This window comes from Kitasatospora sp. NBC_01250 (assembly GCF_036226465.1).
GTDB lineage: Bacteria > Actinomycetota > Actinomycetes > Streptomycetales > Streptomycetaceae > Kitasatospora.
In genome coordinates this window covers 2,914,045-2,930,695 of sequence record NZ_CP108476.1, presented here as the reverse complement: position 1 = coordinate 2,930,695, position 16,651 = coordinate 2,914,045, and the positions used below count along the sequence as shown (strand labels likewise).

1 protein-coding gene (cut by a window edge) is annotated in these 16,651 nt (G+C 70.4%); it reads left to right on the top strand.

From position 1 onward, the window contains the following. Nucleotides 1-16,651 carry the 3' end of a protein-glutamine glutaminase family protein gene (locus tag OG500_RS11805; protein WP_329579515.1) on the top strand. It extends 18,461 nt beyond the left edge of the window, so the window shows 16,651 of its 35,112 coding nt (coding positions 18,462-35,112); its start codon lies beyond the left edge, outside the window; the stop codon is at nucleotides 16,649-16,651.

Here is a 16,651-nt window from a genome sequence, read left to right as displayed (position 1 = left end):
GCTGGAGCACGGCTCGACCGTCCCCAGGGAGATGGTCGTCGATCCGTCGATCAACTCCACCCACCTGGTGACCACGGACGAGTGGCTGCAGTCGATGGGTGTCACCCCGGGGACGTACGACCGGATCGGCGAGTCCTTCAACGAGGCGCTCCAGAACCTGGGCACGCGCTACGCGGGCCAGCCGACCGTACGGAGCTACCCCCTCAACAGGGCGGTCGTCTGCACCACCGAGAGCGACGTCTACCTCGCGCCGGAGTACGACAACAACGGCCAGCCGTACCCGGCGATCAGGCTGCACGAGCCGGCGTTCTTCACCCGCTTCATGGACTACCGCACGGAGGTGACGGACCACGCACTGGAGGTCCCGCGCCTCGCCCAGCTGCGGCAGGCCGTCACCGTGCCAGGACCGCACACCACCCGTCAGCTCCTCGATCAGCACGGCAATCCGCTGCGGTTGGTCACGGTCAGGTCCACGCTCTACCCGCACACCACAGACCACACGCAGCCGGCCGCCAGCACGGTCGCGCTCTACAGCCACGACTTGGGGCCGACGCAGACGCTGCTCAGCAGCAACGGTCAGCCACTGATCCCGGTCCACACCGCTCAGGACCCCTTCGCCGGCCTACTGCCGATGAGGGCCAGCGCCGTCCTCTGGGGAGCGCAGGGCCAGCCCCCGGTGACGCACACCAGCCGCACGCTGCTGGACGACCAGGGCAACCCGATCCTCACGGTCACCACGGCCGTGACGGTCCTCGACCGGAACAGCCAGGTCATCCAGCCGGCCGGCACCACCAGCACCACCGTCAACTTCGCGCTCGACACCGGCGACCCGACGGACGCCGTGATCCAGTTGCAGCACAACGGCAACCCGCTCCCGGTCGCGGCCACGGTCGTGTACGACGGGACCGGTGGGCTCGCGATCGGCCCCACCGTTGGCCTCGACAGCACCGGCCAGCCCCTGGAGCCGGTCGTCAGGACCGACACGACCGACCAGCACCAGCTGACCCAGGTCACGCACCCCGGCGCGCCCGCACCCGACCACACCGAGAGCCTGTACGTTCCGGAGAACCTGTCGGGCACCCTGCACGACCTGGTCGCCGCGGAGCAGGCTTCGCGGTGGGCGCAGCCGGTGGAGCATCCGGTCACCGTCGACCAGTGGCAGCACCGGCGTGGTTCGGCGCCGGCGGTGGTGCGGCACACCGAGCGGTTCGCTCCGTCGGACAAGCCGTTCGAGAACCGTCGGCCGGGTCTGCTCGACGGCCGGATGGTGTACGTCCGTAACACGGTGCGGCGGATCCAGGCGGACGACGGGCGCTGGGTGCGGGTGGTCTCCTTCCACCTGCCGGTGAAGTACGGCACGGGCATGTCGCACGACCAGCTGGAGGGCTTCCAGCAGCGGGCCCGTGACCTGCTCGACCGGCACCTCAACATCGGCCATGTGCTGCCGCGTTCGGGCGACCAGGTGCACTTCGAGGTGAGCTTCAGCCACGCCCCCGGGCACGGCGAGGCGATCGAGCTGACCGACGCGCCGGTGTCGCCCGTCACCGGCCGCCCGGGCCGGGCCGACCAGCTCCACCTGGACCTCAAGCACAGCAATGCGGTGGTGCTGCACGAGCTGCTGCACTACGCGGGCCTGCGGGACGAGTACCGCAGCAGCACCTCGCTGTTCCGCAACACGGCGGCGAAGTCGCAGCGGACCGGGTTGATGGCGGATGTCCTCACCCCGCTCACCAAGGCTCTCCCGCACCGCTACCTGAGCGAGATCGAGACGCTCAGCGAGGACGGCGCGCCGTTGCGCGACCACCCCCTGACCACCCGCGAGGAGCAGTCACTCCCGACGGTCGGCGACACGCCGGCGCCCGGCGAGCACGAGCCCACCCACCCCGCGGCGCCGATGCCCGAGGAGTCGCCCTCCGGCTCCTCGGCGAACCCGCCTGCCGCTCCCCACCACGAGCAGCCCCCGGCCGGGCAGCACGAGCAGCAGCACGAGCAGCAGCCGCCCGCCGAGCAGCAGCCTGCCGCGCAGCCGCCCGCCGAGCCGCAGCAGCCGGTGCTGGAGCAGGTCGTGACGGAGCAGCGCGCCCGCGACGCGTTCCAGGAGATCTTCGCCCGCCGGTTCATCGAGCTGCGACCGGAGAGCATCGCCGGGGTGCCCGAGCCGGGACTGACGGTCCCGTTCGACCACCCCGAGGACGGCTGCTTCAACCGGGCGCACCAGATGGCCATGCACCTCAACAGCCTGGGCATCGCCAACAAGAAGATCTTCATCACGTACTGGACCGGTACGCCCGCAGCGCCGAAGCAGTCCCTCATGGTGCGTTCCGGGAACGCCCGGACCGCGCTCCCGGGCATGCCCGCGGAGGTCAACTGGGGCTACCACGTCGCGGTGGCTGTCCGGGTGCGGGAGGAGGGCCAGACTCCCGAGGGTCAGAGCACCGAGGGCCAGAGCACCGAGGGTCAGAGCGCCGGGGGCGAGGACACCGGGAAGGAGATGGTCTTCGACCCGTCGATCCACCCCGAAGGCCCGGTGCCCACCGAGACCTGGCTGCAGTCCATGGGCCTCGCCCCCGGGATGTACGACCGGATCGGCGAGTCCTTCAGCGAGGCGAGCCAGTACCTGGTCGGTCTCGATCAGACGAGCCCCCCGGGTGAACTCCACCAGGGATACCCCCTCAACCGGGGGATCCTCCTCACCAGCGAGAGCCACATCTACAACCGGCCGGGGATGTGGCCCTACAACGGGGCCAACCTGCCGTTCGACCCGATCGACCTGTCCACCAACGACCAGAAGCGGACGGAGTACCGCGACACCACGCTGCAGCACGCGCAGGAGGCGAGCGTCCGAAGGGCGGTGCGCCAGGCCGTCACGGCGCCGGAGGGCCGCACCGCACGACCGGTGGGAGTGCCGGAGACGAGCACCCCCAGGCTCGTCGACCACTACGGCAACCCGCTGAGGCTGGTCGCGACCGCCACCACGCTGTACGAGCGCGGTGTTCCCGATGCGTCGTCGGCCCACGAGGAGCCGGTCGCCAGCACGGTCGCGCTCTACGTCCACGGCGAGCCGGTCGAGCACGCGGCAACGGCCCAGGTGATCGACGTCAGCAACCGGAGGATCCTGCCGCCGACCGCCGTCAGCGAGGACCTGCTGCCGGCCACGGTCAGGGCCACGCTGCACGGCCCCCACGGCGAGCCGCTCAAGCCGACGACCCCGACCACCGTCACGATCCTCGACGGCAACGGCCGGCCCCTGCGGTCGGTCACCACGGTCGTCACGTTCTACGGCCGCTCCGGCGAGCCCCTGCTGCCGACCGGCGCGATCACCAGCCTGCACGGCGAGTCCGCCGACGGTCCGCCGTCGTACGCCACCGTCGATGTCTTCCGCAACGGCATCACGGTGAAGCCGATCGCCTCGGCGCTGTACGGCGCCGACGACAAGTTCCTGCGCAGGCTCCCCACGGGGTCGGATCCCGCGGGATCGAACACCGCCGAGAACCTGCCGACGACCCTCTCCACCAACGTCGTGTTCGAGCCACCGATGATCTCGGCCTTCGACCCCAACGCTCCCCAGCCGATGGCCGGCGAGTCGATGGAAGGGATCGAACAGGGGGGCGTCCCGCAGCCTCCGGCTCAGCTGCCCGGTGGGGACACGACCATGGCGGCGCCGCCCGTCGCGCTCTTCGACACCAACGTGGTGATGTCGGCCGACGAGATCGATGCGCTCTTCGACAACAGTGCTTTCCTGCCCGGGGGCGAGTTCTACGGCGTGGGCACCAACGCTCTGATGTCGGAAGCCGAGATGGCGGCGTTCTTCGCTGCCACCGGCCCGCTGCCCGGGGACCAGCTCCTCGGCACGGGGAACAACGCGGGGATCGCGGGCACCGATCCGCTGGACTTCTTCGCCGGCGGGGGCGGTTCCACGCACGAGTCCACGAACCAGCCCACCGACCAGTCCACCGACCAGTCCACGCACGGGTCCACGCACGAGTTCTCGCACGATTCCGCGCAGGAGCCGGAGCAGTCCGAGGGCCTGTACCTGCCCGGGAACGTGTCGGGCACGCTGCACGATCTGGTGGCCACGCACGAGCCTTCGCGGTGGGCGCAGCCGGTCGAGCACCCGGTCACCGTCGACCAGTGGCAGCATCGGCGTGGTTCGGCGCCGGCTGTGGTGCGGCACACCGAGCGGTTCGCTCCCTCGGACAAGCCGTTCGAGAAGCACCCGGCGGGTTATCTGAACGGCCGGATGGTGTACGTCCGTAACACGGTGCGGCGGATCCAGGCGGACGACGGGCGCTGGGTGCGTGTGGTCTCGTTCCACCTGCCGGTGAAGTACGGCACGGGCATGTCGCACGACCAGCTTGAGGGATTCCAGCAGCGGGCCCGTGATCTGCTCGACCGGCACCTCAACATCGGCCACGTGCTGCCGCGTTCGGGTGATCAGGTGCACTTCGAGGTGGCCTTCAGTCACGTCCCGGCGCACCGTGAGGCGATCGAGCTGACCGATGCGCCGGTGTCGCCCGTCACGGGCCGCCCGGCTCGGGCCGATCAGCGTCACCTGGACCTCAAGCACAGCAATGCGGTGGTGCTGCACGAGTTGCTGCACTACGCGGGTCTGCGGGACGAGGCGCAGAGCGCCACCTCGCTGTTCCGCAGCACGGCGGCGAAGTCCGAGCGGACCGGGTTGATGGCGGACGTCCTCAGCCCGCTCGGCCAGGGGATCCCGCACCGCTACCTGAGCGAGATCGAGACGCTCAGCGAGGACGGCGCCCCGCTGCGCGACCACCCGCTGACGTCCACGGGCCGGCCGTCGGCGACCGTCGGTGACACGCCGGCGCCCGGCGACACCGAACTCACCCACGAGGCGGCGCAGATGCCGCCGGATTCGACCCCCGGCAGCTCCGTGAACGAGCCTGCCGCGCCCCACAACGAACAACCGCCGGCCGCTCAGCACGTCCAGCCCCCGGCCGGGCAGCACGAGCAGCAGCAGTCCGCCGACCAGAGCAACCCCCCGGCCGCCGGCGAGCAGCGGCCGGTTCCACAGCGGGTCGTGACCCACGAACGAGCCAATGAGCTGTTCCAGGAGATCTTCGCCCGCCGGTTCACCGAGCTGCGACCGGAGACCATCGCGGGCGTACCCGAGCTGGGACTGACGGTCCCGTTCGACCACCCCGAGGACGGCTGCTTCAACCGGGCGCACCAGATGGCCACGCACCTCAACAGTCTGGGCGTCTTCAACAAGAAGATCTTCGTCACCTACTGGACCGGTACGCCCGCAGCGCCGAAGCAGTCGCTCAGGGTGGAGTCCGCGAACGCCCGGAGCGCGCTTCCGGGCATGCGCGCGGAGCTCAACTGGGGCTACCACGTCGCCGTGGCCGTCCGGGTGCGGGAGGAGGGCCGGCCGGCCGGCAGCGAGGGCCAGGAAGCCACCACGGAGATGGTGTTCGATCCGTCGATCCATCCCGAAGGCCCGGTGCCCACGGCTACCTGGCTGACGTCCATGGGCCTGACGGAGACGATGTACGACCGGATCGGCGAGTCCTTCGACGACACGGGCCGCGCCCTGATGGATCTCTATACGAACCATCCGGATGGGACCCACCAGGGGTACCCCCTCAACCGGGCGGTCGTCTGCACCACCGAGAGCCAGATCTACAACCGGCCGGGGGTCTGGGTCTTCGACGGAGACAACATCCCCCGTCTGTTCGACAAGATCGAGCTGGCCACCAACGACGACAGCCGGACGAAGTACCGCGCGACCACGCTGGAGCACGCACAGGAGACGAAGGTCAGAAGGGCGGTGCGAGACGCCGTCATCCCGCCGAACAACAGCACCTCCAAGCTCCTCGACCGCTTCGGCAACCCGCTGCGGCTGGAAGCCACAGCCATCACGCTGTACGAGCGCGGCGGCGGTGCCGGAGAGCCGGTCGCCAGCACGGTCGAGCTCTACAGTCACGATGAGCAGCCGCAGCCGCAGCCGCAGCCGACTCAGCAGCCGGGCCAGCCGCTGGAGGTGCCGGCCCAGCAACAGGGGCTGGCCCCGGTGCTCCACGACAGCAACAGCAGGGCCCTGCAGCCGGTCGCCGGCTCTGGGGACCTCCTGCCGCCCGCTGCCAGGGCCACGCTCTTCGGCCCCCTCGGCGAGCCCCTCCACCCGACGACGCCCACCACCGTCACGTTCTTCGGCCCCGCCGGTGAGCACCTGCGATCGTTCACCACGGCCGTCACGGTCTACGACAGCCTCGGCGCGCGCATGCGGCCGGCCCGCGTCGTCACCAACCTCCAAGGCAGGACCGCCGACGATCCGCCGTCGCATGCCACCGTGGATGTCTTCCACAACACCGCCCCTGTGAAGCCGATCGTCTCGGCGCTGTACAACGCCGACGGCATCTTTGTGCGGAAGCTCAGCTCGGAGTCGGATCTTGCTGCAGGCGTGCGGCCGACCATCACCACCAGTGCCACGTTCGAGCCACCGCACATCACGCTCACCAACCACGACGCTCCTCAGCCGGTGGCCGGCGAGTCGATGGAAGGGATCGAACAGGGGGGCGTCGACTTCAACGTGGTGATGTCGGATGCCGAGCTTGCGGCGCTCTTCGACAGCACTGGCCTGTTGTCCGGGGGCGAGCTCCTCGGCGCGGGCACCAGCACTCAGATGTCGGATGCCGAGTTCGATGCGCTTCTCACCAATGGTGCCTTCCTGCCCGGGGGGGAGTTCTCCGACGTGGGCACCAACGCTCTGATGTCGGAAGCCGAGATGGCGGCGTTCCTCGGTGTCACCGGCTCGCTGCCGGGGGATCAGCTTCTCGGCGCGGGGAACACCGCAGGGCCCTCGGGCACCGATCCGCTGGACTTCTTCATGGGTGGGGGCGGCTCCATGGACTCGTCCATGGACGAGTCCATGCACGATTCCGCGCAGCAGCCCGAGCAGCCGGAGCGGTCCGAGGGCCTGTACGTTCCGGAGAACCTGTCGGGCACGCTGCACGATCTGGTGGCCGCGCACGAGCCTTCGCGGTGGGCGCAGCCGGTCGAGCACCCGGTCACCGTCGACCAGTGGCAGCATCGGCGTGGTTCGGCGCCGGCGGTGGTGCGGCACACCGAGCGGTTCGCTCCGTCGGACAAGCCGTTCGAGAACCGTCGGCCGGGTCTGCTCGACGGCCGGATGGTGTACGTCCGTAACACGGTGCGCCGGATCCAGGCGGACGACGGGCGCTGGGTGCGGGTGGTCTCGTTCCACCTGCCGGTGAAGTACGGCACGGGCATGTCGCACGACCAGCTGGAGGGCTTCCAGCAGCGGGCCCGTGATCTGCTCGACCGGCACCTCAACGTCGGTCATGTGCTGCCGCGTTCGGGTGATCAGGTGCACTTCGAGGTGGCGTTCAGTCACGTCCCGGCGCACCGGGAGGCGATCGAGCTGACCGATGCGCCGGTGTCGCCCGTCACGGGCCGCCCGGCTCGGGCCGATCAGCGTCACTTGGACCTCAAGCACAGCAATGCGGTGGTGCTGCACGAGTTGCTGCACTACGCGGGTCTGCGGGACGAGTACCGCAGCAGCACCTCGCTATTCCGCAATACGGCGGCGAAGTCCGAGCGGACCGGGTTGATGGCGGACGTCCTCAGCCCGCTCGGCCAGGGGATCCCGCACCGCTACCTGAGCGAGATCGAGACGCTCAGCGAGGACGGCGCCCCGCTGCGCGACCATCCGCTGACGTCCACGGGCCGGCCGTCGGCGACCGTCGGTGACACGCCGGCGCCCGGTGACCACGAACTCACCCACGAGGCAGCGCAGATGCCGCCGGCGCCGATCCCCGGCACCTCGGTGTTCCGGGTGGAGCCGCCGGCCGCCAACGGGCCCGCCGCCCCCGTGCAGCAGCATCCGGTGGCCGAGGTGCGGGGCATGCTGCCCGGCGCCGTACGGGACCTCGCGGCCGAGCTGCACCGGCAGTTGACGGCCGCGCAGCTCAACCCGACCGCCGTCCACGTGCTGTTGGACAGCCTGGACGGTGACCCGAGGAACGTGGCCGCGCTGGAGCGGCGCTACCGGCAGGAGTTCGGGTCCTCGCTCACGGCGACGCTCTTCGAGGCGGCGCAGAGCGGCCGGTTGGGAGCGGGCCCCGACGCGGCGCGGCAGGCCGTCTCCGACCTGCTCGGGATGACGCAGACCTTCGCCCTCGGCGGGCTGCGGGAAGTGCCGTCCACGCACGAGGAGTTCGTGGCGCTGGCCCAGCGGGTGCGGACCGCGATCGGCAACCGCAACCAGCGCGAACTGCTCGGGCTGATCCGCCCGTTGCGGCGCGACCTGCCGGTGCTGTGGCGGCTGGCCGACACCTACCAGGGCCTGCACCACACCTCGCTCTCCGAGCACGCCCGGGCCAACCTGCCCGAGGCGCCGTTCCTGCACTCGTACCTGCTGGGCAGCGAGGCGCTGGAGCGGCAGACCCAGACCCGGGCGCAGGCCGAGGACCTGTTCCGGCAGTTGGCGCAGCTGCAGTTCACCAGCCGGACCGGTGACTCCATCCAGGTTCCGTACGACCACCCGGAGACCGGCTGCGCCGACCGGGCCCACTTGATGGCCATGCACCTCACCAAGCTGGGCATCGCCAACAAGAAGATCTTCGCCAACCACATGCGCTCCGACGGGTCGGCGCTGCAGGTGCAGTCCGAGAACGCCCGCGACGCTTTCCAGGGCGTCCCCCTGCCGGTCGTCTGGCGGTACCACGTCGCCGTGGTGATCCATGTGGAGGAGGCCGGGCAGCTGGTGGAGATGGTGATCGACCCGTCGGTCGCCGACGGCCCGCTGACCACGCACGAGTGGCTCTCACTCATGGGCATCCGGCCGGACGAGGCGGTGCAGCGGGTCGGGGAGAGCTACCACGAGGCGCTCGGCTTCCTCCAGGCCGCTGCCGGCCTGGGGATGCACATCGATCCTCATGCCGGGTACCCCTACGACGTGCCGATCGTCTTCACGGCCGAGCGGCACACGTACACCAGGCCGGCGCTCGGTCAGCACGCACAACCGGAGGCGGACCTGCGGGCCGCCAACGCTTTCTTCCGGACCTCGGGCGTGCAGACGGCCGAGGAGCACGCGGCGGAGGCCGAGCGCAGGCGGCAGGAGCGGGCGCAGCTCGATGCCCTCTGGGAGCAGCATGCGCAAGCCGCCCTCCAGAACTGGCAGCCGCACGAGCCGGCGCAGGCCGGTGACGTCAACGCCGTTGCCCAGCCCGGATTCGACGACCTCGCGAACCTGCTCTTCGGGGACCTGGGCCTGGGCAACGCCAACCCGCAGCCCGAGGTCCAGCACCTGGAGAACCTGCTCTTCGGCGACCTGAACCTCGGCGACGGCAACCCCCCGTTCGACCCGGGCCCGTTCGGCGGTCCGGGCAACGGCGGTCCGGGCAGCGGCGGGCTGCCGGGGGCCGCCCACTTCGGCCTGCCGCAGCGCGACCTGTCGGTGCCCTACCAGGGCGGCCACGAGCTGCTGGCGGACCTCGGCGACACCAGCACGGTGCCGGACCTCCGGGAGCTCCCGCAGCAGCCGGGGCCGATCGGCGTCGACCTGTTCGGGATCCTGCAGCCGCGTCCGGCACCGGAGTTCATGACCGACCCGGCGACCGGAAAGGCGTACGACTACCGCGATCTGACGGCAGATCAGCTCACGCCCTTGATGGACGCGATGGACATGCGCCATGACGTCGACCCCACGCGGATGGATCCGGCCTCGCCGGCCTGGCAGAAGCAGCCCGGCACCTTCAGCAGCGTCCACGACCGCGAGGACGCCCGGTGGGCGCCGAGTGCCGACGCGCCCGAGCCGGCCTCCGCGCGGGTGCAGATCCCGCTGGTGGTGCACGCGGTCTGGTTCGGCCCGTTCCGCGAGCAGGGGGCCTCGGCCACCTTCTGGCACGGGTACGGGGAGTCGGCGAAGTACTTCAAGGACGAGGCCGCGTTCGTCCTGTGGACCGACGTGCCGCGCGAGCACTTCGCGGCCGTCCGCGACCTGACCGAGGCGCCGCAGGACCCGCAGCTGGCCGACGCCTGGAGGATGCTCCAGTGGGCCGACGAGGGCGACATCCGTTTGGTCAACCCGTTCGAGGTGTTCCACAGCGAGCGGCCGATGAGCCTGCACGACGAGGTGCTGACCGAGCTGGCCAAGCAGACCGGGGCGGGCAGGGCGGCGGCCAGCGGCGCGTTCCGGGTGGTGATCGGCGAGGAGTTCGGCGGTCTCTACAGCGACGGCGAGAACCAGATCCTCTCGTTGGACGACCTCTACGAGGTCGGGAGCACCGAGGCCGGCTTCGCCGTGCACGCCGGGGCCGGTGAGAACGGCGAGGCGGCCACCTTCGGCGACTCCGCCTTCGTCGCGCCCAAGGGGCACCCGTACCTCCTGGGGCTGCGGGACGAGATCCAGGCGAACTACCGCAAGACGCAGGCCGAGTTGGACCACGAGGCGCCCGGGCTCGCGCCGGTGGCCAGGAAGCTCGGCTACAGGAGCGCCGCCGACCTGCCCGCGCTGGACCGGACGAAGATCACCGTGGAGTCCGACAGCAGCCGGCCGCACCCCGAGCACACCGAGCTGCCGCGCGAGTGGTCGGCCCAGGAGACGCTGGAGTTCAGCCAGCGGGTGGTGCACACCCTGGTCCGCGACCTGTTCGACCGCAACGGTGATCTGCACCTGACCCAGGTCCACGAGGCGATCGCGCAGCACCCGCACCCCGAGCAGATCTGGCACGCCGCGCTGCACTACCTGGCCGGGCGCGAGGACCTGCGCGCGCTGGTCAAGGGCGTGACCCGGACCAAGGTGGCGAACGACGGGACCACCACCGTGGTCGAACTCCCGTCGAGCGTCGCGCACTTGCTCCAGCCGCAGCACGACGTGCCGGCCCCGGTCGGCGACCGGGACGGCTGGCGGCTCTCCGAGAAGTCGGAGCCGGTCTCGCTGCTCGCGCCCGTCGTCGAGCACGTCGAGCCTGTCGCGCAGATCGCGCACATCGCGCACGAGGACGTGCCGTTGTCGGATCTCGGTGGTGCGGCGCACGGTCGGTGGATCCGCAGCTCCACGGGTTCGCCGGAGGCGGATGCGGCGGTGCGTGCGGCGTTGGCGCATCTGCCGGTGCGGGAGGGTGTGTTCACGGTTGCGGTGCACACCGATCCGCGTACGGGGTTGCCGGTGCGCGACGGGCGGCCGATCAGTGCGGAGGAGTTCGCCGGGCTGCTGAAGAAGTGGTTCGACGACAAGGTGTGGAACGGCACCGACCGGATCGAGTTCGTCTCCTGCGGTCTGGGTCTGACCGGTGCGCGCAGTTATGTGCCGAAGGTGTTGGAGAAGCTCGCCGAGTACGGGATCCACGCGTCGGCGCGGGCGGCGACGGAGACGGTCTGGTTCGTGCCGAAGGTGGACGGGTCGGGCAGGGTGCTGCCGGATGCGCAGGGGCATCTGGTCTCGGCGAAGGCGGTCGGGTTCGGTCCGGACGGGCGTCCGGCGATCACCGAGGGTGGTCAGTGGCTGGAGTTCGACGGCCCGGGGCAGGCGCCGCGCGTGGTCGGCCAGCAGTTGCCCGAGGGGTACGGACACGCGACGGCGGAGGAGCTGGCCAAGCTCCCGGGCCGGGCGAGGTTCACGCTGGGGTCCGATGACGAGGATCCCGAGCACGGCCGTCCCCCGACCGCCGAGGAGGAGAGGCAGCTCGCCGTTCCCGGGGGACGGCACCTCGGGCCCAACCGCCCGCTGGCCGACCAGGTCCTGTTCAAGCCGTCCATCGAGGGGAAGCCCGGCGGATTCGCGTTCCAGCGCGTTCCGGGGACGCTCCCTCCCGAGACCCTGCGGCGTGAGGCGGAGCTTGCCTCGGTCGTGTACCGGGGTGTGGTCGAAACGGAGCCCGGCCCGGACGGTGCCCCGTACGTCCGGCTGTACACCACGATCTTCAAGCGCGAGGGAGCGCTCGCGGACGTCGACCCTGAGACCGGTCTGGCGACCTCCGATCACAAGGACGTCCATCAGGACCCCGCGTCCGGACGGATCCTGATCTCGCCGGGGGACGGCGACGGGGTCTTCTGGATCGGTGCCGGTAGTCCATTGCGGGCGATGAAGTGGGCCGAGAAGTACCGCGCCCAGGCGCCGGAGACGAAGAACGGGGTGCGGCAGCCGGAGGAGGAGGTCGCCCGGCCGCTGGTCCGCTCCTACCTCGTGCCGTTGCAGACGTACCACGAGGTGTTCGGTCACGCGATCCACGAGGACGACCGCCGGAACTGGCCGATGAGCGACGAGCAGATCGCGAACCTGGGTGATCTGAAGGCCGAATACGAGCGGAAGATCGGGCAGGCACGCGATGCGGGAGCCAATGCGGACCAGCTGGCGTTCGTGCGCTGGAACACACCGGACGAATTGCTCAAGGAGCCCAAGCGCCTCAAGGAGCAGACCCGCTCACCTCTCTTCGAGAGGCCGTTCAATGTGGACCACCGTGGCGAGGAGAACCAGTTCGGAGTCCGTGGGGAGGCGCTGAGGGCGCTGAGCGCCAACGCCCTGGCGAAGTCCCTGGTCACCTACCACTACGACGACACGACGCCGCCGCCGCCCGGCGAGGGCGACAGGTTCGCGAGGGACGGCAGGGTTCAGCACATCAACGTGCTGCGCGAGTCGGTCGGTGCGCCGACGCTCGACTTCCCTCCGCCGAAGGGCATGGACCCGTGGCTGAGTGGCACCGGGTTCCAGATCAAGGCCGGCGAACTGAACAGGATCGCCCTGACGCTGCGTCTGCATCTGGTGACCTGGCGCCAGTTCCATCAGGAGCCGGAGGATCGCCGTCCCGAGGCGCTGCTGGACGGGGCCAAATTCGTCGACCAGTTCGCGAACCGGCTGGTGCAGCTCAACAAGTTCCTCGAGGAGAACGATCTGCCGGACATGACCCCGGAGGACCCAGGGGGCCGCATCAGCGAGTTCATGACGAAGCGGGTGGAGCCCTGGGCGAACCAGGCGGCCATCGGCGAACTGCTCTCCCGTGGCTTCGACGAGCTGCAGGCGAGCTTCGACGTGCTCCGGGAGTCCAGCCCGACCGACTACCTCGCCCTGTTGGAACGCCTCCCGGAGGAGAGGAGCCTCCAGTGGTGGGTGGGCGAGAAGCTGACCCGGAGCTGGCACGCGGGCGCGGATCCGTCCGAGATGATCAGGACGATCACGGAGAACTTCCCCCACCTGGTCCGCAAGTACGACGAGATCGCCGCCGCCAGCGAGAAGTACACCTTCCACGCGCACGCCCAGATGGTGCTCGGCCAGTACCGCAAGCTCGTCGAGGGCTCGGCTGCGAAGCGCTTCGTCCCGCAGGAGGTGATGGCCAAGGCGATCCTCTTCCACGACATCCAGAAGCAGAACTCCAAGGACATGTTCCCCTCCCCGAAGGGCGCAAGGATTCCGCACGACCGGGAGCCCGAGCACATCGGCTCGGTCGAGATGATCAGGAACCTGCGCCACCTGTGGACCGCCGAGTTCGAGCCGAGGGCCGAGGAGCGCCCGTCGGACTCGAACGAGGAGTACTGGGGTTCCGACGAGCACCTGCGGTCGACCGACGAGCGTCAACTGCTGGCCGCCGCCCTGCTGGTGGACTCCGACCCGATCGGGTTTTTCCTGCGCAACGACCACTCGGCGGACACGGCCTTCGGCTACATCGCCCAGAGCACCCTGCGGATCAGGGGCGAGGACCCGCGGGCCGCGGAGCTGACCGAGGAGCAGGCACAGGACGTCCAGCGCTTCTTCCACGAGTTCCACCAGTACTACCAGGCCGACTTCTCCTCCTACACCAGGTCCAGCAGCTACCTGGACGCCGAGGGCAACAGGCGGACCGGCAAGTCGACCTTCGACAGGTCGTTCTCCTTCGTCGACGCAACGGGGAACGAGCTGCGCACCATGGCGACGCCGGCCGGGCGCCGCTTCGTCTACAACGAGGACTACGAGCAGAGGATCGCCGGGCTGACGGGCCTGTTCGACGACACCCGCAGCATCCAGGAGAAGTTCCGGACGCTCGTCCAGGCACGGTCGGAGCGGGAGCGGCGCGAGCTGAGCACCACGAGGGCGGAGCGCGTCAAGCTCCAGCCGACGGAGCCGGTGGTGGAGGAGGAGGTGGACTACGGCGGCCTGGGCTTCGACGAGCCCGACCCGTCGGACGACGAGGGGCTGACCTTCGCCGAGCACTTCGAGGACGACGAGGACGACGAGCACGCCGAGGACGCCGCGCACCCCGAGAGCCCGGAGGGCCCCGAGCTCCCGCCCGCACCGAGCGAGGTCGTCGAGTACCCCCTCCTCGACTCCGGCAGCCACCTGTCCAACAGCGCCGGCGAGCAGCACGGCTGGTGGATCGGCGACAAGAACCTGCCCGCCGCCACCCGGTCGGACCTGGAGGCGATCCTCCGTCGGTTCCCGTCCCGTCCCGGCCGCTTCCTGCTGGCCGCCCACGGTGACCCCGAGACCCACCGCCCGGTCCAGGACGGGAAGCCGATGACCGAGGGCGATCTGGTGGACCTGATCGTCCAGCTGAAGAAGGCCGATCACTGGAACGGCAAGGACGAGCTGCAGTTCGTCTCGTGCGGGCTGGGCGCCGCCCCGGACCACGAGTACCTGCGGGCGGTGATGAAGCAGCTGAGCGACACGTACGGGATCCACGCCACCATCCGGGTCGCCAAGCAGGCTGCCTGGTGGGCGCCGAAGCTGAACACGAAGGGCGAGGAGGAGGCCGGCGACGGCGTCGTCGTGGTCGCCGCCGCCCTGGGGATCAACGCGGCCGGCAAGCCCGCGGTGACCCTGGACGGCTCGTGGCTGGTCTTCGACAAGGAGGGCGGCGAGCCGACCGAGGAGCCCCAGAAGCAGCCGCAGGGCTACCTCGCGGCCAAGGAGGGCGAGAAGCTCCGCGAGCTGTGGGGCAGCCAGAAGTTCTCGGCCGACCCACCGGCCACCACCGGCCGTCCGGAGCCGGAGCCGGAGCCGGAGCCGGAGCCGGAGCCGGAGCCCGAACCCGAGCCGGAGCCCGAGCCGGTCGCCCCCGTTGCCCCCGTCGACCTGATCGAGCAGATCCTCTCCGGCCGCCGGCACCCGGAGCCCGACAGCGACGAGCCGCCCGCCAAGCGGCCGCACACCCGCGCCTACGAGCTGACCGACGGCCCGCTCGACGCCCGCGGCCTCAAGCGCTGGACCGAGGAGCAGGAGGCGCAGCTGCACACGTACCTCGACGACCTCGGCGAGGGCTACCACCCGCCGACCGAGAAGCTGCTCGAACTGATCAACCCGCACGACCTCGCCGAGGACGGCGCCACGCTGCACCACTGCCTGGAGACGGTCAGCGCCCTGCGCGACACGCACTACGGGAACCGGCGCCCGGCCGCGCTCCCGAAGGAGGGTGTGCCGGAGCCCAGGCCGGCCTGGACCCTGCAGAAGCTCCACGGCCTGACCCAGGACCACGGGCTCGGCGACGACGCCCTCGCCGACCTGGTGCACAAGGTCGAGGAGGCCGGCCCCGGCACGTTCGCGACCGTCCTGCTGGTCCGCCCGGACCAGCAGGAGGGCCACGCCCTGGCCCTGGTCCACGGCGAGGACGGCAAGCTGCGCTGGGTCGACCCGAGCCAGCGCAAGGTGCGCGTGGTGGGGGAGGAGCACCCGGACCCGCTGCCGTCCGGGTTCACCTCCGACACCCAGGTCCGCTCGTCCGCCACGGACGCCGACGACTGGCCGCTGCCGGGCCACGCCGACCTGAGCCTCTTCGAGGAGGGCGCGCCCCTCTTCGGAGCGTTCGAGCCGACCCCGGAGCAGGAGGCGAGGGCTCGGGTCAACATCACGCACCTCGCCCAGACGTTGTACGGCGGCGTGCGGGACGCGGGTGCGACAACGGGTGTCTGCAGTCTGCGGATCGACGGTCAGGAGGCCTGGACCTCTCCCGTCTACCGAAGCGGGCAGCCCGACGCCACCGACATGGAGCATTCCACCGGGGCGGCCTCGGATTCCGCCACGACATGGAGCGTTCGCAAGGGCTTCCGCACGCAGCGGAACGACGCGGAGGTCAAGGTGATCAACGCAGCCTACGAGCGACTCACGGACTGGGGCTACGGTCCGGGCACGGAGGCAGCCAGGACCGTTACCGGCGAGCTGGCAGTGCTGTCCACGCAGGGGACCTGCGAGAGTTGCCGACGGGTGATAGCCGACTTCCGCCGGGCCTATCCGAACATCCGCACGTATGTGGCATATCCGGATGGAGGAGAGGGGTCGCGGAAGAAGGTGAGCCGGGAGAACGAGGACACCGGGGCCAAGATCGAGTTCTACTACGGCCTGCCCGAGGGCGATCTGAAGAAGGCGGAACGGATCTCGCCGACCATCCCGACGATGTACTGGCGAACCGATGTGCAGCAGCAGCCGGCCGCCGCTGCGCCGGGGGCGGCGGGAGCCGACGCCGTGCGGGCCGCCCTGGGAGACCAGGCACTGAACGTCCCGCAGCGGGCGGTCCTGACGAATCTCACCCGGACGTTCGACCGCCAGCCCGCGGACTTCGAGAAGGAGCTCAACAAGGGACTCAAGACAGCGGTCGGAAGGAAGCTGCCCGCGGAGTTCGTCCAGGCCGTGCTGCGGTGGTACCGGGCCGAGCACACGAAGGCCCCGGCTGAACGCACGCCGCTTACCCTGCCGTAG